General features: G+C 61.3%; 20 protein-coding genes. 11 read left to right on the top strand and 9 right to left on the bottom strand.

All coding sequences use genetic code 11. The annotated features are described in order from the left end of the window. Positions 1 to 8: 8 nt before the first annotated feature. Positions 9 to 563, top strand: a complete 555-nt coding sequence (locus tag IFT44_RS02525; RefSeq protein ID WP_244650958.1) for a hypothetical protein — start codon at positions 9 to 11, stop codon at positions 561 to 563. Between the two features lie 25 nt (positions 564 to 588). Here IFT44_RS02525 and IFT44_RS02520 read toward each other — a convergent pair whose 3' ends face one another. Continuing rightward, positions 589 to 2,532, bottom strand: coding sequence for a sigma 54-interacting transcriptional regulator (locus IFT44_RS02520; protein ID WP_192101959.1), 1,944 nt, complete (start codon positions 2,530 to 2,532; stop codon positions 589 to 591). A 229-nt stretch (positions 2,533 to 2,761) separates the two neighbouring features. On the opposite strand from IFT44_RS02520, the gene IFT44_RS02515 reads away from it, so the two are divergent. The 4 genes from IFT44_RS02515 to IFT44_RS02500 all read left to right on the top strand — a co-directional run bounded on the left by IFT44_RS02515 (position 2,762) and on the right by IFT44_RS02500 (position 6,411). Then, the gene (locus IFT44_RS02515) at positions 2,762 to 3,643 is read left to right on the top strand and encodes a DUF1932 domain-containing protein (protein WP_192101960.1); all 882 of its coding nucleotides are present in this window, start codon (positions 2,762 to 2,764) and stop codon (positions 3,641 to 3,643) included. A 10-nt stretch (positions 3,644 to 3,653) separates the two neighbouring features. Next, entirely contained in the window at positions 3,654 to 4,358 is a 705-nt protein-coding gene (locus IFT44_RS02510) for an RraA family protein (protein ID WP_192101961.1), read from the top strand. An 84-nt stretch (positions 4,359 to 4,442) separates the two neighbouring features. Continuing rightward, the gene (locus tag IFT44_RS02505) at positions 4,443 to 5,804 is read left to right on the top strand and encodes a CitMHS family transporter (RefSeq protein WP_122797520.1); all 1,362 of its coding nucleotides are present in this window, start codon (positions 4,443 to 4,445) and stop codon (positions 5,802 to 5,804) included. A 214-nt stretch (positions 5,805 to 6,018) separates the two neighbouring features. Next, on the top strand, positions 6,019 to 6,411 hold the full coding sequence (locus IFT44_RS02500) for a VOC family protein (RefSeq protein ID WP_192175354.1): 393 nt from the start codon (positions 6,019 to 6,021) through the stop codon (positions 6,409 to 6,411). 199 nt (positions 6,412 to 6,610) lie between these two features. Here IFT44_RS02500 and IFT44_RS02495 read toward each other — a convergent pair whose 3' ends face one another. Next, positions 6,611 to 7,507, bottom strand: a complete 897-nt coding sequence (locus IFT44_RS02495; RefSeq protein ID WP_192101962.1) for a carbohydrate kinase family protein — start codon at positions 7,505 to 7,507, stop codon at positions 6,611 to 6,613. A gap of 23 nt (positions 7,508 to 7,530) precedes the next feature. Further along, complete coding sequence (locus tag IFT44_RS02490) at positions 7,531 to 8,427, bottom strand: AraC family transcriptional regulator (protein ID WP_122477991.1); 897 nt, start codon at positions 8,425 to 8,427, stop codon at positions 7,531 to 7,533. A gap of 287 nt (positions 8,428 to 8,714) precedes the next feature. Between IFT44_RS02490 and IFT44_RS02485 the strand changes: the two genes are divergently transcribed. Next, a complete protein-coding gene (locus IFT44_RS02485) occupies positions 8,715 to 10,025 on the top strand; it encodes an ABC transporter substrate-binding protein (protein ID WP_192055984.1) in 1,311 nt (436 codons plus the stop codon). Between the two features lie 34 nt (positions 10,026 to 10,059). Beyond that, a complete protein-coding gene (locus tag IFT44_RS02480) occupies positions 10,060 to 10,833 on the top strand; it encodes an L-iditol 2-dehydrogenase (protein WP_192101964.1) in 774 nt (257 codons plus the stop codon). Positions 10,834 to 10,864: 31 nt separating this feature from the next. Here the strand turns inward: IFT44_RS02480 and IFT44_RS02475 are convergent, their stop codons facing one another. The 3 genes from IFT44_RS02475 to IFT44_RS02465 form a co-directional block, all read right to left on the bottom strand. Continuing rightward, positions 10,865 to 12,991, bottom strand: coding sequence for a TonB-dependent siderophore receptor (locus IFT44_RS02475; protein WP_192101965.1), 2,127 nt, complete (start codon positions 12,989 to 12,991; stop codon positions 10,865 to 10,867). Between the two features lie 96 nt (positions 12,992 to 13,087). Further along, on the bottom strand, positions 13,088 to 13,402 hold the full coding sequence (locus IFT44_RS02470; protein WP_192101966.1) for a DUF7693 family protein: 315 nt from the start codon (positions 13,400 to 13,402) through the stop codon (positions 13,088 to 13,090). Between the two features lie 421 nt (positions 13,403 to 13,823). Beyond that, a complete protein-coding gene (locus tag IFT44_RS02465; protein WP_192175353.1) occupies positions 13,824 to 14,786 on the bottom strand; it encodes a DNA replication terminus site-binding protein in 963 nt (320 codons plus the stop codon). Between the two features lie 112 nt (positions 14,787 to 14,898). On the opposite strand from IFT44_RS02465, the gene IFT44_RS02460 reads away from it, so the two are divergent. Next, complete coding sequence (locus IFT44_RS02460; protein WP_192057058.1) at positions 14,899 to 15,045, top strand: DUF2256 domain-containing protein; 147 nt, start codon at positions 14,899 to 14,901, stop codon at positions 15,043 to 15,045. 20 nt (positions 15,046 to 15,065) lie between these two features. Here the strand turns inward: IFT44_RS02460 and IFT44_RS02455 are convergent, their stop codons facing one another. Continuing rightward, positions 15,066 to 16,085 carry a substrate-binding domain-containing protein gene (locus IFT44_RS02455; RefSeq protein WP_192101968.1) on the bottom strand — a complete coding sequence of 340 codons (1,020 nt, stop codon included), beginning with the start codon at positions 16,083 to 16,085 and terminating at the stop codon, positions 15,066 to 15,068. Between the two features lie 205 nt (positions 16,086 to 16,290). Here IFT44_RS02455 and IFT44_RS02450 point away from each other — a divergent pair, with 205 nt between their 5' ends. The 3 genes from IFT44_RS02450 to IFT44_RS02440 are packed head-to-tail and all read left to right on the top strand — an operon-like array spanning position 16,291 to position 19,803. Then, positions 16,291 to 17,466, top strand: coding sequence for a Gfo/Idh/MocA family protein (locus tag IFT44_RS02450; RefSeq protein WP_244652071.1), 1,176 nt, complete (start codon positions 16,291 to 16,293; stop codon positions 17,464 to 17,466). Continuing rightward, complete coding sequence (locus IFT44_RS02445) at positions 17,463 to 18,539, top strand: sugar phosphate isomerase/epimerase family protein (protein ID WP_192175352.1); 1,077 nt, start codon at positions 17,463 to 17,465, stop codon at positions 18,537 to 18,539. Before IFT44_RS02450 ends, IFT44_RS02445 begins: the two co-directional genes overlap by 4 nt. 52 nt (positions 18,540 to 18,591) lie before the next feature. After that, entirely contained in the window at positions 18,592 to 19,803 is a 1,212-nt protein-coding gene (locus tag IFT44_RS02440; protein ID WP_192137165.1) for a nucleoside permease, read from the top strand. A gap of 34 nt (positions 19,804 to 19,837) precedes the next feature. On the opposite strand, the gene IFT44_RS02435 is transcribed toward IFT44_RS02440, so the two are convergent. Beyond that, a complete protein-coding gene (locus IFT44_RS02435) occupies positions 19,838 to 21,451 on the bottom strand; it encodes an ABC transporter ATP-binding protein (RefSeq protein ID WP_192175351.1) in 1,614 nt (537 codons plus the stop codon). Further along, the gene (locus IFT44_RS02430; protein WP_192101972.1) at positions 21,444 to 22,265 is read right to left on the bottom strand and encodes an ABC transporter permease; all 822 of its coding nucleotides are present in this window, start codon (positions 22,263 to 22,265) and stop codon (positions 21,444 to 21,446) included. Before IFT44_RS02430 ends, IFT44_RS02435 begins: the two co-directional genes overlap by 8 nt. Between the last annotated feature and the right edge of the window lie 2 nt (positions 22,266 to 22,267).

Raw genomic sequence — 22,267 nt, 5'->3', positions numbered from 1 at the left:
TCGATCCGATGAATCCGTTCAACCGTCCGCGCGTGCGTATCTCGTTCGACATCGACGATACCCTGGCCTGCCTGCCCCATCACAGCGAAGCCGAACAGAGCTGGCTGCCGGGCTTCGTGCACCGCTGGCTGGGCGAGCCGCTGCGCATCGGTACCCGCTCGCTGACGCGGGAACTGCGTCGTCAGGGCTGCAGCATCTGGGTGTATACCTCTTCCGGGCGCACACCGGCCTATATCAAGCGCTGGCTGTTGCTGCACGGTATTCGCGTGGACGGCGTGGTCAACAGCGAAGTCCACAGCCGTGCCCTGGCCAGCCATGGCATGAGCCTCTCGCCGTCGAAGTTTCCGCCGGCCTTCGACATCGACCTGCACGTCGACGACTCCGAGGGCGTGCAGAGCGAAGGCCACGAGCATGGTTTTCGCGTGGTCGTGGTGCGCCCGGATGACCAGAGCTGGACGCACCGCGTGCTCGAGGCGGTCGCCGCGGTCCAGGCGCAGCTGGCGCGACAGCAGACGCTGCGCCACAAACAGCCGGTGGGGCAGGTTTCCCAAGCCTACTCCTGAGCTATTCCAGCGCCGCAACCTGGCGCTAGGCAGATGCATCCTGGGACCCGCACAGACGGGTCACCGCGAATGCATCCGGGTCCAGGTCCTGGTACTTCTTCATGCGCCGCCACAGCGTGGTGGTACTGATCTGCAACAAGCGGGCGGCCTGTTCGCGATTGCCCCGCACGCTGTGCAACGCCTCGAGCAGGACCTGCCGTTCGCTGCGGTTCAGCATTGGCGGCGCTTGAGGTAGAGGCTGGGCGGGCGAGGGCAGGTCTTCCAGCGCTTCTTCCACCCACGCTCCGGTCATTTCGCGGCCCTGGCCCATGACCGCCAGGCGCTCGACGATGTTGCCCAGCTGGCGAATGTTGCCTGGCCACTCATGCTCGCTAAGGCGCGCCAGCAGGGCTGCTCCAGGGGCGGCGGCTGGCATGCCGAAGCTGGCCAGCAAGTGGGCCACCAGTTCGGGAATGTCCTGGCGCCGTTCGCGCAGGGCAGGCAGCTGCAGCTTGAGTACGCAGATGCGGTAGAAGAAATCCTCGCGGAACAGCCCCTGCGCCACCAACTGCGGCAGGCGTTTGTTGCTGGCCGTGATGATGCGAATGTCCACTGGCGTGACCTTGTCGTCGCCGATACGCACCACCTTGCGCTCCTGCAGCGTGCGCAACAGCTTGAGCTGGATTTCCGCCGAGGTTTCGCTGATCTCGTCGAGAAAGATCGTCCCGGTGTGGGCCAGCTCGAACACGCCGGCCTTGCCCTCGGTCAAGGCACCGGTGAACGCCCCCTTTACGTAGCCGAACAGTTCGCTCTCCAGCACGCCGGGGGCGAACGCCGCGCAGTTGATCGCCACGAACGGGCCATGGCGTCGCTTCGAGGCGTTGTGGATACCCTGGGCGAACAACTCCTTGCCGGTGCCGGTTTCGCCTTCGATCATCACCGTGCTGTCCACTGCGGCGAAGGTCTGCGCCAGGCGCTTGGCCTTGGCCAGTGCCGGGCTGCTGCCGATGATCGACGCGAAGGTATTCTCGGCCACGTGCTGGCGCGCCAGCTGACGGCGCATCTTCTGCTCGATGGCCTTGATTTCGGTCTGCTTCTGCAGGGTTGCGACGGCGCCGATCACCTGGTCGCCCAAGGTGATCGGCGCGATGCTCAGGGTCAGTGACAGGCGCCCCAGGTTGATCAGGGCACCGCGCACCGCTTCGGCCTTGCCCAGCACGCGGCCGAAGTAGTCCTGCGCCAGCAGGCCGGCCACATTGTCGCCACAACGCACGCTGCCCAGGTAGTGGGTGGCAACGCTGTTCATGTTGGTGATCACGCCGTGGCTGTCGATGCTGAAGATGCCTTCGGAGACACAGTCGAGGATCGACCGGATCATCTCGTAGCGTCCCTGCAGCTCCAGACGCTTGTGCAGTCGTTCCTGCTCGATGCGCAGCAGGTGCAGGGCTTCGTCGATGGCATCGAAGGCGGCGTCGGCATCGGCGTCGGACATGATGTAGTGCAGGCCGCGAGCTTTGACGGCCTGCTCCAGGGACAAGCCGCCGATAGCCACCTCGATACCCTGTTCCTGCAAGCGGTCGAGTTGCGCGTCGGTGCTTTGCGCGCTGCCGAACGGGTCGATCGGGCAGATGGTCACCGCCGGCATGAACGGCCTTGCCTTCGCAAGGATCGCGGCATAGCCGTCGGAGGTGGCCAGGAAAGCGATGCGGTCCGACACCGCCAAGGCTTTGTGGTAGGCATTGATGCAGTCGAAGAACGTGTGGCGCACCTCCACGATCGGTACCTGAAAGTGCTCGCGCAGCACGCTGGCAGTCTTGCCACGGCTGATCAGGACGCTGGCACCTTCGTCGATCGCCCGTTGCGCCATCAGTATCGCCTGATGCTGCGCGGCTTCCACCACGGCCACGCGCAGTCCACGTTTCTCCAGCACCTGATTCATCACCGCGGTGAGGGTTGTGGAAGGAGAAATGACAGCCAGTTTGCCGAGCATGGAATCGCTCCTGGTGGATGGGCAGTTGTTGGAGCGTAGTCATTGCACGCTAAAGGCTGATGAAAGATTTTGCAATGAAATGCAACATTGCTGCAATGCGGTCGTTAAACCGTTCTCGTACTTTGTTGCTGCAAGTCATTGATTTTAAATTGCAAAATATTTCTCTTCAGAAATTGGCACAGGCCTTGCTCCAGCCCCATCAATAACAATACAAACAAGGAACACGCTGATGGAACTGCTTTTCATCGGGTTTGGCGAAGCGGCCTACCACCTTGCCACCGGCTTGCGCACCCAGGGCGATCTGCAGATTGGCGCCTTCGATGCCCAGGCAGATGACCCCCAGCGCGGCGCGACGATCCGCCAGCGCGCCGAGCACACTCGCGTCACACTCTTCGATTCGCTGGAAAGCGCCTGCCAGGGCGCACGTTTCGTGGCCTGCCTGACCAGTGCCAGCAGCGCACTGGCCGTGGCCGAGCGCGTGTTGCCGCTGCTGGTGGCCGGGCAGACCTATGTCGACATGAACTCGGCCGCGCCCACCGTCAAGCAAGCCATCGCCGCGCTGCCCAAGGCCCCCGGCGTGACCTTCTGCGACGCTGCAGTGATGGGCACGGTGCCTGGCAACAACCATCGCGTACCCATGCTGCTGGCCGGCGAGGGTGCACGTGCGTTCGCCGACGCGTTCACTCCCTATGGCATGCAACTAACCGTGCTGGACGCCGAGGCCGGCGCCGCTTCGGCGATCAAGATGCTCAAAAGCGTGGTGATGAAAGGCCTGCCGCAACTGCTGCTCGAAGCCTTCCAGGCAGGGGAGAAGTTCGGAGTGCTCGACACGCTGGTCGATTCCCTCGGCGAATCGCTCAACGGCAAGACCGTCGAGCAACTGGCCAACACCTTCACTGCGCGCACGCTGATCCACGCCAAACGGCGCAGCGCCGAGATGGACGACGTGGTCACCACCCTCGAAGACGCCGGGGTCGACGCCACCATGTCCAGGGCCAGCCACCAGCAGCTGGAAAAGCTCGCCGCCACCGACTGGCAAACCCTGCTGGGTGCCGATGGCAGCGATCTCGATTACCGCGACGCCATTCGCCAGCTGGTCAGACATTCCTGAGGAAGACGCCATGAATACCGAACACTACCTGCCCCTGCCCGAGCTGATTCCCCAGGACCTGCTCGACCGATTCCGCAAGCTCAGCCCCGCACAGCTGTGCGATGGCATGGCCAAGCTCGGCATTGCCCGCAACGGCGCCATGGACGCCGATCTGATGCCGCTGGACGACCGCAAGATCATGCTCGGCACCGCCTACACCGTGGACACCGAAGATGGCGACAACTTTCCGATCCACGTGGCGGTGTACCAGGGGCAGCCTGGCTATGTTCTGGTGGTCGCTGGCAAGGGTTATCCCGGGCGTGCGTACATCGGTGATCTGATGGCGGGGGCGGCGCAGGCCGTTGGCCTTGCCGGGCTGGTCATCGATGGTTGCGTGCGTGACAAGCTGCCGCTGGCCGAGCTCGACATTCCTGTGTATGCCAAGGGTTTCATGCAGCGCAGCCCCGGCAAGCAGGGGCCAGGCAAGATCAACACCACCGTCACCTGTGCCGGTGTGGAGGTGGCCGCCGGTGACCTGGTGTTCGGTGACTACGACGGTGTCACCGTGGTCCCCCGTGCGCGGCTGCTGGAAGTGCTGGAAGCGTCGGAAAAGAAAGGCATCTATGAAAAACAGCGTCGCGAGGTGATCGACCAGTACGTCCGCTGCCGCGACAACGGCGAGCCACTGCCTGAGCTGGCCCCTGATTGGGTGACCCAGTTGTTGCAGGGCCGGTAGGGCCCCGCAGGCTCGGTGGCCAAGACCGAGCCTGCGCAACAGACGCTGCCTCTCTCGATAAAAATAATATGTGGAGACGTTCGGATGCTGACCATTCTGGGCTATACGTTGATCACCTCGTTCCTGCTGTTGGTGATCAAGCAAAAACTTTCGCCCTTTACCGGCCTGATCGTGGTTTCGCTGGCGGTCGGCGTGCTGGTGTGCCTGCTCAGCGGCGTGCCGCTGGACATGATCATCAAGTGGATCAAGGAAGGCCTGTTCTATTCCCAGGGAGCGGACGGCAAGATCTCCCTGGGGACCGTGAACCCTACAGTGATGATTCTGTTCGCGGTGCTGTACTTCAGCCTGATGATGAACGTGGGGCTGTTCGATCCGTTGTGTACCTACCTGATCCGCAAGGCCAACGGCGACCCGCTGAAGATCATTCTGGTGACCGCGTTCACCTCGTCGGTAGTGACCCTGGATGGCGACGGCACCACCACCATCCTGATCATCACCACCGCCTTTCTGCCCCTGTACAAACAGATGGGCATGAAGCTGTCCAACCTGGCCATGCTGATCATCCTGCCTTGCGGGCTGGGCAATTGCCTGCCGTGGGGCGGGCCGCTGGCGCGCGCTGCCGCAGTGCTCAACCTTGAGGTGAACACGCTGTTCGTGGCGATCCTGCCGATTCTCGGGGTGTCGTTCATCTATGTGTTCGGCATGGCGTACCTGATGGGCATCAAGGAGCGCAAGCGGCTGGGCTTCGTCGCTGGCGAGAAAGTCATCGTTACCCCGCAACAGATTGCCGACATGGTCACGGTCATCGAAGACCACGACAAAGAGCTCAAACGGCCCAAGCTGTTTCTCTTCAACCTGGCGTTGACGGTGGGCATGCTGGTGATCCTGATCGCCGGCTGGGCCAGTGGCGCGGTGGTGTTCATGCTGGGCACGGCGCTGGCGCTGACCGTCAACTACACCGCAGTGGAACAGCGTGAGCGGATCACTGCCAATGGCGGCGATGCGGTGGCGGTGGCGTCGATCATTCTGGCGGCAGGGTGCTTTCTTGGGATCTTCAACGGCAGCGGCATGGCGGGTGCGGTGGCCGAGCACATGGCCAGCCTGATTCCCGAATCGATGGGCAGCCATACGGCGTTGATCTTTGCGTTCCTCGGCGCCCTGGCCTGCTATGCGTTGCCGGTGGACGCCTATTACTTCGGTATCCTGCCGGTGGTCGCGCCCATTGCCTACAGCTTCGGCATCACGCCCACTGAAATCGGCGTCGCCTCATTCATGGGCCAGGCGCTACGCTACGCCAGCCCTACGGTGGCCTGGCTGTTCCTGCTGATGAACCGCACCGAAATGACCTTCGGCGAATACCAGAAGGAGTTCTTCAAGTGGTCGTTGCCGATGTTCGGGATCTTCCTGGTCACGGCCATCGTCACCGGTCAATTGCCAATCGGTTGAGGCTGCCCATGGACGTTCACCGCGCCGCCGGTGAACGTCGATTAAACGGCTGTGGCGGGCGATGGTCTATTGGTAGACATCAAGTGCAGGGATGTAACCTGCGCACTGACTTTGCACGGGTTCAACGCGTTCGGCATGATTGATCAATCGCGGGCCAGCGTAGCGCGATGCGCTGGATCGTTGAGTCAGGTACCGTAAATGAAAAGGGCCCTAGATGATCGATCACCTTGACCACATCGTCCTCACTACCATCGATCTGGAGGCCTGCAAGGGTTTCTACATCGACGTGCTGGGCATGCGACTGGAAAGCTTTGGGGAAGGGCGCGTGGCGTTTCGCTTCGGCCATCAGAAAATCAATGTGCACGTGCGGGGGCATGAGTTCGAGCCCAAGGCGCACTTGCCTGTGCCCGGTGCACTGGACCTGTGTTTCATCGCCAGTTGCAGCCTGGAGCAGGTGATCGAACGGCTTGAGGGTCATCCGTGGCCCATCCTCGAAGGGCCGGTCAAGCGTACCGGTGCCACCGGGCCCATTCGCTCGGTGTACGTCCGCGATCCAGACCTGAACCTCGTCGAGATATCCGAATACCTTCAAGCGCCTTCAGCCTGATACACCGCGCCGTCCTTTTCGCGGCCACAGACCGCTCCTACATGCACACCGCGCATGTGCCCTGTGGGCATACCTCCCTGTCGGAGCGGTCATGGACCGCGAAGGGCGCACCCCAATTACCCTGACACACCACGCTGCCCTCCTGTAGGAGCGGCCCGTGGCCGCGAAGCGCGCACCCCGGTCTACCTGACACACCGCTTCAACGCGACAGCAGCTGCTCAACTTCTGCGCGGCTGGGCGCATAGGCCCCGGCATTGGCGCAGGACACCGAGGCACAGGCCGCAGCAAACGCCAGCCGTGCCTGGGGGGCTTCGATACCCAGCAGGCTCGACGCCAGCCAGCCGGCCATGCTCGCGTCGCCGGCGCCAACGGTGTCGGCTACCTCCACGGCGATTGCCGCCTGTTCGACCTTGCTGTCTAGCGTAAACAGCACCATGCCCTCGGCGCCGCGGGTAAACAGAACCTGTGCCCCTTCATTCATCTCGCGCAACTGCTGCAAGGCCTGCTCTTCGCTCAAGCCAGGATAGATCTGCCGCAGATCCTCATCCGACAGCTTGATGATGTCCGCCAGTGCGACCATGGCGGGGAACGTCACCTCGCGGTATCGAGCATCCATCAGGTTGCGCCAGTTGGGGTCATAGCTGATCAGCTTGCCGTGCTGCTTCACCTGCCGAGCGACCTCGACCAGCCTGTCACCCAGGGGTTGTCGGGCCAGGCTGATGCAGCTGAAATGACACAACTGCGCAGCCGCCAGCCACCCCGAGGGCAGCAGCTGCACATCGAAATGCAGATCGGCCTCACCGGCAAAAAAATAACGGGGAGGGTGGCTGGAAGGCACGATCGCCACCAGTGGATCGGCCTCGACGCGCTGCAGGTAACGCAGGTCCAGCCCGGCAGCTTCGGACTGTCGGTACAGCTCATCGCCCAGCGAATCGGTACTGATCGACCCCGCGAACGCCGTCGGTACCCCCAATCGGCTCATCGCCCGCGCCACGTTCCACGGCGCGCCGCCCGGATAGCCTTGCCAGCGACCGGGCGTGGTCTGGACCAGATCGGTGAGTGCTTCACCGAACACCACCACTGAAGGTAACTGCATGTCGATTCTTGCTCCTGTATGGGTCAGACGGCTGTAAGACGTCGATACTCGCTGGGCGTCTGCTGCATCTCGTGGCGAAAGTGCCGGTTGAAGTTGGACAAGTTCTCGTAGCCGACTTCGAAGCAGATATCGGCCACCGATCGCTGGGTCTGGGCGAGCAGCCTGCAGGCTCGCTGGACCCGCAGCTTGCGCATAAGGTCGATGAAACCATGGCCGGTCATGCGTTTGAAAAAACGCGAGAAACCCGCCTCGCTCATGCCCAGCTGCGCGGCGATCACCGACATGCGTACCTCGGCAGTCAGTTGCCGGGTGAGGTAGTCGAACGCCTGATTGATACGCTGTGTGCTGTATTCGTCGAGGGACGGGGAATAACAGGCGCTGGCCAGAACGCGGAATTCACTGGCCGGCGCGTTTGCCAAGGTATCGATGAGCTGCAGGAACAGCGTCAGGCGCCTGAGGCCATTCGCTTGCCCTATACGTTCCAGCAGGACCGCTGCCTCGACCGCTGTCGCCGCGTGAAACTCGATTCCGCGCTGAGCTCGGTCGAACAGGCCTTTGAGCTCCGCCAGTTCGGGCCACACACTACGACACTCCAGCAGCGTGGTGCCGTCGAACTGCAGTACGACGTCGCGAGCGACCAACCGTTCACCCGTTGCCAGATCGCCCATCCAATCGTGGGGCAAACCGGGGCCGATCAGTGCGACGTGACCGGGTCCGAAGGGGCCGATGTAATCACCTGCCACTAGCTTGCCGCTGCCTTGCCGGATCAAATGAATTTCGAACTCGGGATGATGGTTCCAGCGTGCCAGGGAATAGGGGTAGTCATGCTCGTACCAGCGAAAGGTCTGGTCTGGTCGTGCCAGGATCACTTCCAGATCTGGCTGACGGTACTCGAACACAGTGGCGCGGTCATCAGGCATCGAGTGCCCCTTTTATCGTTGTTTTTTTCATGATTCTGCAGGTCGACGGGTTCAACCATACTCTGAAATCCCGCGCCATCGGTAGCCCGTCAATGACAGCGTTCCGATACTTTTTTGCCTCGAAACCCAACGGTGCAAAAGATCAAAAAAGTACCGATCGCCCATTCGCCGTTCGTTTGAGTACAGATCGGGCAGCTGCTTTACTCGACCTGTCGCCGATCCAACGGCTCGGCGCACCAGAACAATAACAACGGCTCCGGTCGAACCGGCTGGACGCGGAGAACTTCATGAAGATTACCAATGCGTTGATCCTGTCCGCGAGTGTTTCATTCGCCGTCGCCGGACAGGCCGCTGAGACGTTGACCATTGCCACCGTCAACAACGGTGACATGATCCGCATGCAGCGGCTGTCCAAGTTCTTCGAACAACAGCACCCCGACATCACGCTTAACTGGGTCGTGCTCGAGGAAAACGTGTTGCGGCAACGCTTGACGACCGATATCGCGACGCAGGGTGGCCAGTTCGACGTGCTCACGATCGGTACTTACGAGACGCCACTGTGGGGCGCAAAAAACTGGTTGGAACCGATGAAGGATCTGCCAGCCGACTACGACGTAGACGACATCTTTCCCGCCGTCCGCCAAGGCCTCTCGGTGAACGGCACGCTGTACGCGTTGCCGTTCTACGGCGAAAGTACGGTCACCTACTACCGGACCGACCTGTTCAAGGCCGCCGGGCTGACCATGCCGCCAGCGCCAACCTGGTCACAGCTAGGCGGTTTCGCGGCCAGGTTGACCGATGCATCCAAGGGCCAATACGGTATGTGCCTGCGCGGCAAGGCTGGCTGGGGCGAGAATATGGCCTTGCTCAGTACCATGGCCAATGCCTTCGGTGCGCGTTGGTTCAACGAGCAATGGCAGCCTCAACTCGACAGTCCCGAGTGGAAGGCGGCTGCTACGTTCTATGTCGAAACGCTGAAGAAGTACGGGCCGCCCGGCGCTTCGAGCAATGGGTTCAACGAGACGTTGGCGTTGTTCAACAGCGGCAAGTGCGCGATCTGGGTCGACGCCAGCGTGGCCGGTTCCTTCACCACCGACAAAGCGCAGAGCAGGGTAGTGGACAGTGTTGGTTTCGCTGCGGCGCCCACTGAGGTGACCGACAAGGGCTCATCGTGGTTGTACGCTTGGTCGCTGGCGATTCCCGCCACCTCTCGGCACAAGGACGCGGCGAAGGCGTTCGTCACCTGGGCGACGTCCAAACAGTACATCCAGCTGGTCACCGACAAGGACGGTATCACCAACGTTCCGCCGGGCACTCGCATGTCGACCTACAGCGACGCCTACCTGGCAGCGGCGCCGTTTGCTCAGGTCACCTTGCAGATGATGCAGCATGCCGATCCTTCGCAGCCTTCCGCCCAGCCCGTTCCATACGTGGGCATTCAGTATGTGGTAATTCCCGAGTTCCAGTCGATCGGTACATCGGTCGGCAAGCTGTTCTCCGCCGCGCTCACCGGACAGATGTCCGTGGATCAGGCCTTGGCGTCCGCTCAGTCAACGACCGAGCGCGACATGAAGCGAGCCGGTTATCCCAAGCCCTGAAGCCCTTGTTTCCACGAACTCGAAGGTTGACTCGATGAACCGACTAAACGGTAAAAGTGCACTGATCACTGGCTCTGCGCGAGGCATTGGTCGCTCGTTCGCGCAAGCGTACATACGTGAAGGTGCCATTGTCGCGATCGCCGACATTGATCTGGACCGAGCCCAGGCAACGGCTATCGAACTCGGTCCCCAGGCTTACGCGGTGGAAATGGACGTCACCCAACAAGCTTCCATCGACCGAGCGATCGCCAGTGTGGTGACACGCGCGGGCAAGCTGGACATTCTCATCAACAACGCGGCGCTATTCGACCTGGCGCCCATCACCGAAATCACCCGGGCGAGCTACGACAGGCTGTTTGCGATCAACGTCGGGGGAACGCTGTTTACCCTGCAGGCGGCCGCGAGGCAGATGATCGGCCAGGGGCACGGGGGCAAGATCATCAACATGGCCAGTCAGGCAGGACGGCGAGGTGAGGCTCTTGTAGGTGTGTACTGTGCGACCAAGGCGGCTGTGATCAGCCTGACCCAGTCCGCCGGCCTCAATCTCATCAAGGAGCGGATCAACGTCAATGCCATCGCCCCGGGGGTGGTCGAGGGTGAACACTGGGATGGCGTCGACGCGTTGTTCGCCAAGTACGAAAATCGCCCACTGGGCGAGAAAAAGCGTCTGGTCAGCCAGGAAGTCCCCTTCGGTCGCATGGGCACGGCCGAGGACCTGGTGGGCATGGCGCTCTTTCTGGCAAGCGACGAAAGCGACTACGTCGTGGCCCAGACCTATAATGTCGATGGCGGCAATTGGATGAGCTGAAAATCTCGCCCTGGGCAGTCATCGCTCTTGGTCAGAACGTATACGCCACGCCCGCCTGAACCGTACGCGGTGCGCCAGGATACGCGTACGTGTTGAACGCGCCTTCGTCGTAGCCCTTGTTGAACACATTCTGCAGTTCCAAATTCAGGCGAACGTGATCGTTCACCTGATAGAAACTCAGCAGATCGACCACGCTGTAGCGCTCCATGGTGTAGGTCTGGGCTGCGGTCTGTCCGGCGCGGTCGTCGATGTATTTCAAGCCCACGCCCAGGCCCAGGCCTTTGGCTGCGCCGTCCTGGAACTCGTAGGTGTTGAGCAGGCTGAAGCTGTTGCGCGGAATGTTGGCAAGGCGGGTGCCATTGGGCAGGTTGTTGTCGTCGGTCACCCGCGCATCGACGTAGGCGTAGCCACCGATCATCCGCCATTGTGGCGTGAGGTTGCCGGCGATGGTGATGTCCAGGCCACGGCTAGTGACTTCGCCGGCCGCGACGCTGTAGGTCGGGTCGACCGGATCACGGGTGAGCACGTTTTCCTTGACGATATGGTAGACGGCGCCGTCGATGCTCAGCTGCTGATCGAGGGCTTCCCACTTCATGCCCAACTCGTAAGACTTGCCTTGTTCCGGATCGAAGCCGCCGCCATCGCGGCTTGCACCGCTATTGGGTTTGAACGACCGCGCGGTGTTGGCGTACAGCGCCAGTGTATCGGTGAGGTCGTAGATCAAACCCAGCCGTGGTGTTGCCGAGGTCTGCGCGGCGTTCCAGTCCACAGAGCCTGGCAAGCGGTTGTCGTAGTCCTGTTCGAAGCGCTCCAGACGCACGCCTGCGAGCACTTTGAAGCGCTCGGTCAAGGCAACCTGGTCTTGAATGAACGCGGCCCAGGTTTTCAGGTTTTCCGTGTCGTGGGTGGTGGTGCGGGTGAGGGCTGGGCGTGGCTGGCCCAGCACCGGGTTGTAGAGGTCGATGGGGTAGGTGCCCGCTGCGGCCGACGAGCGCTGGATGATCGAGCGGTAGTCGTAGTCTTCATACTCCACGCCGGCCAGCAAGGTGTGGGAAAACCCTGCGGTATCGAAATGGCCGGTGAGATTCAGCTGATAGTCGCGGTCGGTCCATTCCAGTTTGCGGTAGTTGAAGTTGCGCTGCAGGGTACGTCCATCCAGCGGGGCTGCGTTGGCCTCGACCGCATTGCCCTTGAGGCTGCCGTCAAGCCACTGCATCCCGCCGGCCAGGGTCCAGGCGTCATCGAGGCGGTGCTCGAACCTGAGTTGGGCCATGTCGTTGTCGTTGTGCAGCAGGTTGTCACGGCCTTGCTCCCAAACATTGGTGTCGCGCGAAGCGCTGCCCCGCTGGGTGGCGTAGCGCGTCAGGCCGCGATCGAGCGGATGGTTGTTGCGCATGAAATCGCCTTCGAAGACGATTTTGGTAGCGTCGCTGGCTTGCCAGCTGAGCACGGGCGCGATGTCGTAGCGTTCGGTTTCCACATGGTCACGAAAGCTCTCGCCGCCTTCGCCCAACACGTTCAGCCGATAGGCCAGGCGCCCATCCTCGCTGAGCGGCCCGCCGGCATCCAGCGTGGCGCGGTGCATGCCCTGATCGTTCAGCTGGCTGCCAATCGTCACCTTGCGCTCGGCCAGCGGTTGCTTGCTGACGACGTTGAAAGTGCCGCCCGGATCACCGCGGCCATACAGGCTCGTCGCCGGGCCGCGGATCACTTCCAGGCGTTCCACGGTATTGGCGTCCGGCGCATTGGGGTAGCCGCGATTGATTGGAAAACCGTTGCGGTAGAACTCGCCCGTGGTGAAGCCGCGTACGGTGAAAGTGGTCAGGCCCTGACCACCGAAGTTGTTGGCGCGGCCGACACCCCCTGCGTAATCCAGCGCGTCCTGCAAGCGAGTGGAGGCGGTGTCTTCCAATACGTCACGGGGCACTACGCTGATCGACTGAGGCGTCTCGTGCAGGGCCGTGTCGGTGCGCGTCGCACTCATTGAGCGGGTGGCTCTGTAACCCGTGACCGGACCATCCGCGCGTTCATAATCACTGTCGGCCTCGATGTTCACCGCTTCGAGCTGGAGGTTTCCGCTGGCTTCGACGGGTTCAAAGGCCCAGGCAAACACCAGGGCAGCTTGCAGCAGGCACAGCGAAAGTAACGTGCGACGCATGGGTTCATCGTTCCAGGCAGGGGAGGCTAGCGAAATGGCAGCGGATTCTATCCGCAAACGATTCGCATTGACAGTTGCTGGCTTCGAAGCCTTGCTTTAGATAGTCGTCAGTATTTCCGCCAGCCTGGTGTGCTCCCAGGTACTTAGAAGCTCGATAGGGTCGGTGCCGTAGTGGTGGGATGAATCGAAGAGGTAGGTGCGGCCGTCCGGGCTTTCACAACGCTCGCAATGAAAGCGCCCGTTTTCATGGTTGTGAAAGGTGATGATCCAGCCGTCGGCGCCGACGGTCATCGCTGTGCCGTAGGGATCGGCCCAATCCGTTTCGTCGAGACGGTGCAAGGTGCGAATACCTAGAGCGACGTCACGAAGCAGTTGGCAAGTTTCTCGTGCAGAGAGGGCGGCGGCGGACACTTGAAGAGCCTGATCAAAGTGAAGAGCAGCTTTATAGGCGATGCAGAAGGGGCCGGCAACCTCGCTGAATTAATTGGAAAACTATAGATAACATCATGACACGTCGTCGCACATGCTTTCCTCCGTGAACCTTCCGCAAAGGTGATCAGTAACGAGCACCAAGCTGCTTTGCTGCGTTCACCAGGATGCCTTTAGCCATAAACAATAACATCATGACAAGGCTCCGCTACGAGTTGCTTTCATTTCCGTATTATCAACTTAGTAATCACCAAGCGGGGCAAGGTGCCAGGCGCAGGTTTTAATTCAATGTGGCCACGTCGAGAGGGAAGGGGCTAAGTAAAAATCTTTACCCTATCATGATGTTATTAATAGACAGCACGGCGTCAGCCTTCCTTGCTAGCTGGCTTCAAGCATCAACTCCCTAGCCCTCTTCAGCTGACTTTTTTTGCAGAGGTCCATAAACCCGATGCCTATCCTTATAACGATAGAGATTCATTGCCTCCACATAAGGCTCTTCCTCCAGCAACGCCAAGCGGGTGTTCTTGCGGATCACTACTTTGGGTTCGTAACTCGGGAGCCGCTTTATCTTGGGTGGTGCGATACCCGTTTCATACACGAAGGGCACTGGCGCGATGATGGGTTTGACCTTCGAGTCGCCGTTCCTGACTCGTGCCCGGATATGAGGCTGAACCAAGCGGCGAATGGCGACCTGTTCCTGCGGGTCCAGCTTGCCCAGCATGTCGATGCCGTAGACGAGAGCATTCTCGGCAGCGGCTTCCGAGGAGTGGTGCACCGTTGCCTGTTTGTCATGATATTGATCGAGTAGCTCGTGCCACTCTTGCAGAAGATCACCGGCCATCTTGCGGGCGCCGGACGAACCGGTGTCATCCCAATAAAAGTTGATGTTCGACGGCGCAGTGAGCACGTTGGTCAGACGCAGGGCTTGCTTGGGCACGATGCCATTTCCGCTGCCTTTGAAGCGGTTCCACACGTTGCGACGGTCGTTGGTTTTGTCGATGGCACCGATCAACTTGCCCAGTTCGACACGCGTCGCATTCGTCTGCAGGATCTTGTCGATGGCAGTGCGGGGCAGGGCGATGGCACCAGGCACGCGCAATGTTTCCCGCGGGTGCTGACCCACTTTGACCCAGATACTGGTCAAGGCCTCGAACGCCGCCTGTACCGCCTCGTCACCTTCCAGTACACGTACTTCTATCGGTTCGTTGCGCACCGCGTCCTCAGGCCTGAAATCCAGACCAAACATGGCATCGACACGTACGTGGTCTGCTGCAGTTCGCAATACTTCGCCCAAATCGGTCAGTTCGGCCTGAAGCCTGTTGACCATAGCGATAGCTGCGCTGGTCTGGCTGAGATGAAGATCCATGCGTATGTCCGGATAATGGGCAGGTGCGCTATTCTAGCTGAGCACTGTATCTTTATACAGCTCTGTCGGTTGGCTACCCAGTTAGTCCGTGAACGTTGCCATGGAGAGGGTCTTGAAGAAAAGTGAGTTACCGGTAAAGCACTGCGTCACATGTGGGCTTGCGTTCACCTGGCGCAAGAAATGGGCGCGCTGTTGGGACGAGGTCCGCTATTGTTCGGAACGTTGCAGGCGGCAGAAGAAGCCGGTTCCCGGTGGTTGATGTTTCAAAGCCCGTGTCTGTCACCCGCTAGCGATATCACCGTTGGGCACGCCAGCGGTGCTCTGCCGAACGACCAGGCTGTGGGGCAGCGTCACGTGCCGCACTTCAAGAGGGCGTTTCTCGATCAAACTGATCAGCATGTCCACCGCGTGCTGGCCGAAGCACTCGGCTGGCTGAGCGATGGTCGTCAGCGGTGGGTCGCAATAGGCAGCCAGTTCGATGTCGTCGAAGCCGGCCAGGGAAACGTCCTGGGGAACTCGCAGGCCCATTTCCTTGATGCGCTTCAATGCGCCAATGGCCATCTCATCGCTTTCACAGAACAATGCAGTAGGACGCTCGGGCATGCCGAGCAACTGCAGTGCTCCGTTATAGCCTGCTTTCAGGCTGAAATCCCCTGGGCAAATCAACTTGGCATCGGGTGTGATGCCCGCTGCACGCAAGGCTGCCTCGTAGCCCGCACGCCGATCACGGGTCAACGGGCTGGTGGCAGGCCCGTTGATCAAACCCACACGTCGGTGGCCCAGGGCAAGCAGGTGTTCTGTGACCGCTCGCGCAGCGCCATGGTTATCCAGACTGACGGTGGGATGACGGCCCCCCTCGAGTATTTCGCAGGCGTTGACGATAGGGGGCAGGTCGGCTGCGTCGGTAGTCGACGCGAATGGATCGTAGGCGCGCAGCTGCAGTACGCCGTCGGCTTGATGGGCGTGCACCAGGTCGGCATATTCGCGCTCGGTCGCTTCGCAGCCCAACGTGTCGCACAGCAATACGCGATAGCCCGCCGACTGGGCAGCTTTCTGCGCGCCGCTGATGACTCGGGCAAAAAAACTGTTAGCAATATGCGGCACGAGGATGACCAGGTTGAACGTGCGTCGCGAACGGAACTGCACGGCCATCAGGTTTGGCCGGTACCCGGCCTGTTCCACCGCAGTATTGACCCGCTCGCGCGTTGCCAGCAGTACCCGTTCAGGTGATTTCAGCGCACGCGATACCGTAGCCACCGAAACGCCGGCCAGCCGCGCCACTTCACGAATATTCGACACGCCTACCTCGTTCCCGGTAATCCCGACGCAGAGCTTACCTCAGTTTGCCACTGCCTCCGGTACCGCGATGATCCGCCCGGTGGTGTTTGACAGGGGACGCGTTGACGCCTAGATTCCTTGAACAAATGTAACCGGTTACATCGCTAGGTCATTGATTGCTGATCTGACCAGCGCTGAGCTGACAAGGATCTAGAGGCTGGATGTCATGCAAAAAACCAGAATGGGTTTCGTCGGTGGGGGGGAAGGGTCGTTCATTGCCCGGGCACATCGGCGGGCGGCGGCGCTGGATGGGCGATTCGATCTGGTGTGCGGCGCTTTCAGTCGCGATTCGCTCAACAATCAGCGCACTGGAAACGCTTTGGGGCTCGCGCCACAGCGTGTCTATGGCGACTGGCGGGAGATGATCGAGGCCGAAGCGCGCCTCCCCGAAGACCAGCGCATGCAGTTGCTGGTCAACGTCACGCCCAATCATCTGCATGCGCCCGTCGCACAGCGCGCGATCCAGTCAGGCTTCCATGTGTTCAGCGAAAAGCCCGCCGCTTTGAACCTGGCCGAGCTGCAGGCGCTGGACCAGACCTTGCTCGGCAGTGACCGACTCTATGGCCTTGCCCACGTATACCTCGGTTACCCCATGGCCTGGGAAGCCCGCGAGCTGGTGCGCAATGGCCTCATCGGTGCCGTGCGTAAAGTCATCGTCGAATACCCGCAAGGCTGGCTCAGCCAGGACATCGCCAGCCAGGGCAACAAGCAGGCCGACTGGCGCGACGACCCGGAACAATCCGGCATTGGCGGCTGCATCGGCGACATCGGTACGCATGCGTTTAGTTTGGCTGAATTCGTTGCCGACCAGCAGGTGTACTGCCTCAGCGCCATGCTCGGCTCCCATGTCGAAGGTCGCCAACTGGACGACGACGTCAGTGTGCTGATCAAGATGAGCGGCGGGGCCAGCGGAGTTCTGATCGCCAGCCAGGTCTGCGCCGGCGAAGAGAATCCGTTGAAGATTCGCGTCTATGGCGAGTTAGGCGGGCTGGAATGGCGGCAGGAAGAACCGTCCAGTCTGATTCACCGTTCGCTGGACCAGCCCATGCGCATCCTGCGTTCGGGTCTTGGCCAACCTTGGCTCAGTGCCGCCGCCACGCGCCGGATGCGTTTGCCCGCAGGGCATCCCGAAGGTTACCTGGAGGCGATGGCCAATCTGTACGTGGATTTTGCCGACGCCATCCAGGCGGGCGGGGCCGGCAACCAGATGTCCGGCGTACCCGGCATGCACATCGGCCTGCGCGGGATGGCCTTCATCGAGGCCGCCATCATCAACCACCGCGGCGACGCCAAGTGGACCGAACTGATCTGCCCATCTTCCTCACGGAGTACCGCACAATGAACCTTCCTGCCGAGACGGGGCTGCGTGGCCCAGGTATATTCCTGGCGCAGTTCATGTCGCCCGAAGCGCCCTTCGACAACCTGGCCAACATCGCTGGCTGGGCTGCGTCACAAGGTTACAAGTCGATCCAACTGCCCACGCTAGGCACCCGCTACATCGACCTGGAGCGTGCAGCGCAAAGCCAGGCGTACTGCGACGAGCTCAATGCCGTCTGCGCCAAAGCCGGCGTGCAGATCAGCGAGCTGTCGACCCACCTGCAGGGTCAACTGGTCGCCGTGCATCCTGCCTTCGACGCGGTGTTCGACGAGTTCGCGCCGGTGCATTTGCGTAATGCTCCACAAGCCCGCACCGAGTGGGCCATCGAGCAGCTCAAGCTTGCCGCACAAGCCAGCCAACGCCTGGGCCTGACCGCCCACGCGACCTTTTCCGGCGCCTTGCTATGGCCCTATGTCTACCCGTGGCCGCAGCGGCCCGATGGTCTGGTCGAGCAGGGTTTTGCCGAGCTGGCCAGGCGCTGGTTGCCGATTCTCGATTGTTTCGAAGAGGCCGGTGTCGACCTGTGCTACGAGATTCACCCCGGTGAGGATCTGCACGACGGTGCCTCGTTCGAGCGCTTCCTGCAGGCAGTCGACCACCATCCGCGCGCCGCCATCCTGTATGACCCCAGCCACCTGCTGCTGCAGCAGATGGACTACCTGGGTTTCATCGATCGTTACCACGCGCGCATCCGCATGTTCCACGTCAAGGACGCCGAGTTCCGTCCCGATGCCCGCTCCGGCGTGTATGGCGGCTACCAGGACTGGGTCGATCGGCCGGGCCGCTTCCGCTCGCTGGGTGACGGCCAGGTGGACTTCAAATCGATCTTCAGCAAGTTGACCCAGTACGGCTTCAACGGTTGGGCCGTGCTCGAGTGGGAATGCTGCCTGAAGGATTCGGCGCAAGGCGCAGGTGAGGGTGCTGCCTTCATCGAGCGACACATGATCAAGCGCACGCAACGCGCTTTCGATGATTTCGCCGGCGTGTCCGCCGACGTGCAATCCAACCGAAGATTACTGGGTTTGCCCGAAGACTGAACCGCCCAAGCTTTCGACCGACACCTGCCATAACAATAAAACGGTGAGCGCAATGAAAACGATGAACGCCCGACTGAGCGTGATGATGTTCCTGCAGTTCTTCATCTGGGGTGGCTGGTTCGTCACCCTGGGAACATTCCTGGCGACGGGCCTGGGCGCCAGCGGCAGCCAGATCGGGCTGGCATTCTCGACGCAATCCTGGGGAGCGATCATTGCGCCCTTCGTCATCGGTCTGATCGCCGACCGCTGGTTCAACGCCGAACGTATCCTTGCCGTGCTGCACTTGCTGGGCGCGGTGCTGTTGTATCAACTCTATCGAGCAGCGGATTTCGCCGCGTTCTATCCCTATGTCCTGGCCTACATGGTGGCCTACATGCCGACCCTGGCCTTGGTGAACTCGGTTGCCTTCCGCCAGATGAAAGAACCGGCTCGCGAGTTTTCCCGCATCCGGGTATGGGGCACCATCGGCTGGATCGTTGCCGGCGTGGTGATCAGCATGGTTTTCGCCTGGGATTCTGCTCAAGGTATCGCCGGTGGCGCACTGCGTAATACTTTCCTGATGTCGGCCGTCGCTTCGCTGCTCCTGGGGCTTTACAGCTTCACCCTGCCCAGCACGGCACCTTTGCAGGCCACCAGCGAGCGCAAGGGACTGAGTCAAGTGCTGGGCCTGGATGCTTTGGGGCTTCTGAAGGATCGCAGCTACCTGATCTTCTTCCTGGCCTCGATCCTGATCTGCATACCACTGGCTTTCTACTACCAGAATGCCAACCCGTTCCTGGCCGAGATCGGCATCGCCAATCCCACCGCGAAGATGGCCATCGGGCAAGTGTCCGAAGTGCTGTTCATGCTCCTGCTGCCGCTGTTCATTGCCCGCTTCGGCATCAAGATCGCGCTGCTGGTCGGCATGTTCGCCTGGGTGCTGCGCTACGTGCTGTTCGCCTATGGCAGCGGCGGGGAAGAAGTCGCCATGCTGCTGATCGGCATCGCGCTGCATGGTGTCTGCTACGACTTCTTTTTCGTCTGCGGGCAGATCTACACCGACGCCAAGACGCCTGAACGCTTCCGCAGCTCGGCACAGGGGCTGATCACCCTGGCCACCTATGGGTTGGGCATGCTGATCGGTTTCTGGGTAGCGGGGCAGGTGACCGATCACTATGCAACGGGCATGCAACATGACTGGAAAAGTATCTGGCTGTTCCCGGCGGGCTTCGCCGGGGTGGTGTTGCTGGGCTTTGCGTTGACGTTCAAAGCCAGGCCCAGCTGAACACCTGGCGCACTCTGGGAAAAACGACGCGCTATTAACCGGTCATCTGCGCCAACCAGTCTTGCCGCATTTGCGGTACCGATTCGACAAGGCTCTGTGTGTAGTCATCAAACGGTGCGCTGAGCGCTTCAGCAGTGGGTCCTCGGTGAACGATACGGCCGTTGCGCAACACCGCCACCTCATGGGCAATCTGCTTGGCGACGTGCAGGTCGTGGGTGATGAACAGGTACGACACGCCCGTTTCGGCTTGCAGATGCCGCAGCAATGCCAGAATCTCCTGGGCAACCAGCGGATCCAGCGCCGAAGTGGGTTCATCACAAATGATCAGTGCAGGCTCGGCAGCCAGCGCGCGTGCAATGCATACGCGCTGTTTCTGCCCCCCGGAAAGCGTGTGCGGCAGTCGCTTGGCGATGTCTGCAGGCAGGCCCACCTGGCCCAGCAATGCGATCACCCGCTGTTGCCGCTGCTGTCGGCTTGACCCGGTAAATTTCTGCACGGCGCGATCGAGCTGATCGCCGATCGACAGTCTGGGATTGAGCGCACTATCGGGGATCTGATGGACCAGTTGGACCTGCTGCAGGTGATGGTGGGCCCGCTTCCCGAGCGTCAACGGCAGCGCCTTGCCGTTCAGCGTCATGGAACCGCCAACGTCCGTGAGCAATCCGCAAATGGCTCTACCCAAGGTCGACTTACCTGATCCTGATTCGCCGATGAGCGCCAGCGTGCAGCCTTGCCACAGACGCAGGGAAACGTCGTCCAATACCGGCCGATGGTGATACCTGGCGGTCAGTGAGCGGATGGTCAGCAGTTCTTTCTGCACCGATGGAACAACGCCTGGACCGCGAGAAGTGCATCCGGCATCGAGCAGATCCCGGGTGTAGCGCTGCGTCGGCCTTTGCAGAATCTGCTGCGTCGTCCCGTGCTCCACGCATTGGCCATGACGCAACACCATGATGCGGTCGGCCAGTTGTGCAACCACGGCCAGGTCGTGGCTGATGTAGATGGCGGCTACACCTGCCCGGCGGATGACCTGCGCAATGGCCTGAAGAATGCCCAGTTGCGTGACGACATCCAGTGCGGTCGTCGGCTCGTCGAAGACGATCAGCTCGGGCGAACTGCACAGCGCCATGGCGATCATCGCGCGCTGCAGCTGCCCGCCCGACACCTGATGCGGGTAACGTGTGTAGAACGTTTCAGGCTCCGGCAGACTGAACTCGGTGAACAGCTGCAGTGCCCGCGCCTTGGCCGTGGCCGCATCCATGGGCCCGTGCAACTGCGCAGCTTCGATCACCTGGGCACCGATGGTCAGAGCCGGGTTGAAGGCCGATCCAGCCGATTGTGCGACGTACGCGATGCGCCTGCCGCGTATCCGTCGCAAGCCAGGTTCGGGAAGGCGCAGCAGGTCCTGCCCATGGAACAGGACTCGCCCGTCGGCAAGCGTCATGCCTTCACGCAGATGACCCAGGATCGCCTGGCCGACAGTGGATTTCCCCGCTCCGGACTCGCCGATCAGACCCAGCACTTCTCCGGCATTGAGCGTGAAGGACAGGTTATCGACCAGCATCTGCCCAGGCTCGCCTCTGGCGGCAATTCGTAACTGGTCGACGCACAACAGTGGAGGTGCAGAGGCGTGGGTCGAATCAGTCATGGTTGCGCGCTCCCCACTGGCGTGTGTTGCCGTTCAGCAGCCAATCGGCCAGCGCATTGATGCACAGCGCCAACACGGCAATCGCTGCACCCGGTATCAACGCGGCCCACACACCGAACAACACGCCGTCCTTGTTATCCCGGGCCAATCCGCCCCAGTCTGCCGTAGGGGGCTGAATGCCCAGCCCGAGGAAAGACAACGCGGACAGAAACAGCAGAATGAAAACGAAGCGCAGGGCGAATTCCGCGATCAGGATGGGCAGGGCATTGGGCAGAATTTCCCGCAACAGAATCCAGGCCATGCTTTCTCCGCGCATGCGCGCCACGTCGATGAACTCCATGGCTGCAATATCCGCCGCCAAGGCACGTGCCACGCGCAGAATGCGAGTGGCCTCCAGCAGCCCGAGCACCAGAATGATCACAGCCAGGGTCTTGGGCAGCGTTGCCAGAATCACCAGCGCCAGTATCAACGTCGGTATCGCCATCAGCACGTCGTTGATACGCGAGATCAGTTGGTCGATCCAGCCCCCGGCAGCCCCAGCGATGAAGCCCAGCGTCGTTCCCCCGACGAACGCCACCAAGGCTGCGGCGGCAGTCACCGACAGCGACGTGCGCGTGCCCCAGATCAGCCGCGACAGCAGGTCGCGGCCCAGATTGTCGGTGCCCAGAGGCGCCAGCGCTGACGGGACATCCCAGGCTGTGCCAATCACCTGGTCGGGAGCATGGGGAGCCAGCCAGGGCGCGAAAAGGGCGACGGCCACGAACAGAACCAGACCGACGATGCCGGGCAGGTGAACGATTTTCGGTGCGGGCATGA

This window comes from Pseudomonas sp. CFBP 13710 (genome assembly GCF_014842235.1).
GTDB lineage: Bacteria > Pseudomonadota > Gammaproteobacteria > Pseudomonadales > Pseudomonadaceae > Aquipseudomonas > Aquipseudomonas baltica.
The sequence above is the reverse complement of the archived record's forward strand: the minus strand, read 5'-3'. Positions and strand labels throughout refer to the sequence as shown.

Coding starts and splice junctions, on each gene's coding strand:
- IFT44_RS02525 (WP_244650958.1), top strand. CDS start 9: ATGAATCCGTTCAACCGTCCGCGCGTGCGTATCTCGTTCGACATCGAC.
- IFT44_RS02520 (WP_192101959.1), bottom strand. CDS start 2,532: ATGCTCGGCAAACTGGCTGTCATTTCTCCTTCCACAACCCTCACCGCG.
- IFT44_RS02515 (WP_192101960.1), top strand. CDS start 2,762: ATGGAACTGCTTTTCATCGGGTTTGGCGAAGCGGCCTACCACCTTGCC.
- IFT44_RS02510 (WP_192101961.1), top strand. CDS start 3,654: ATGAATACCGAACACTACCTGCCCCTGCCCGAGCTGATTCCCCAGGAC.
- IFT44_RS02505 (WP_122797520.1), top strand. CDS start 4,443: ATGCTGACCATTCTGGGCTATACGTTGATCACCTCGTTCCTGCTGTTG.
- IFT44_RS02500 (WP_192175354.1), top strand. CDS start 6,019: ATGATCGATCACCTTGACCACATCGTCCTCACTACCATCGATCTGGAG.
- IFT44_RS02495 (WP_192101962.1), bottom strand. CDS start 7,507: ATGCAGTTACCTTCAGTGGTGGTGTTCGGTGAAGCACTCACCGATCTG.
- IFT44_RS02490 (WP_122477991.1), bottom strand. CDS start 8,427: ATGCCTGATGACCGCGCCACTGTGTTCGAGTACCGTCAGCCAGATCTG.
- IFT44_RS02485 (WP_192055984.1), top strand. CDS start 8,715: ATGAAGATTACCAATGCGTTGATCCTGTCCGCGAGTGTTTCATTCGCC.
- IFT44_RS02480 (WP_192101964.1), top strand. CDS start 10,060: ATGAACCGACTAAACGGTAAAAGTGCACTGATCACTGGCTCTGCGCGA.
- IFT44_RS02475 (WP_192101965.1), bottom strand. CDS start 12,991: ATGCGTCGCACGTTACTTTCGCTGTGCCTGCTGCAAGCTGCCCTGGTG.
- IFT44_RS02465 (WP_192175353.1), bottom strand. CDS start 14,786: ATGGATCTTCATCTCAGCCAGACCAGCGCAGCTATCGCTATGGTCAAC.
- IFT44_RS02450 (WP_244652071.1), top strand. CDS start 16,291: ATGCAAAAAACCAGAATGGGTTTCGTCGGTGGGGGGGAAGGGTCGTTC.
- IFT44_RS02445 (WP_192175352.1), top strand. CDS start 17,463: ATGAACCTTCCTGCCGAGACGGGGCTGCGTGGCCCAGGTATATTCCTG.
- IFT44_RS02440 (WP_192137165.1), top strand. CDS start 18,592: ATGAAAACGATGAACGCCCGACTGAGCGTGATGATGTTCCTGCAGTTC.
- IFT44_RS02435 (WP_192175351.1), bottom strand. CDS start 21,451: ATGACTGATTCGACCCACGCCTCTGCACCTCCACTGTTGTGCGTCGAC.
- IFT44_RS02430 (WP_192101972.1), bottom strand. CDS start 22,265: ATGCCCGCACCGAAAATCGTTCACCTGCCCGGCATCGTCGGTCTGGTT.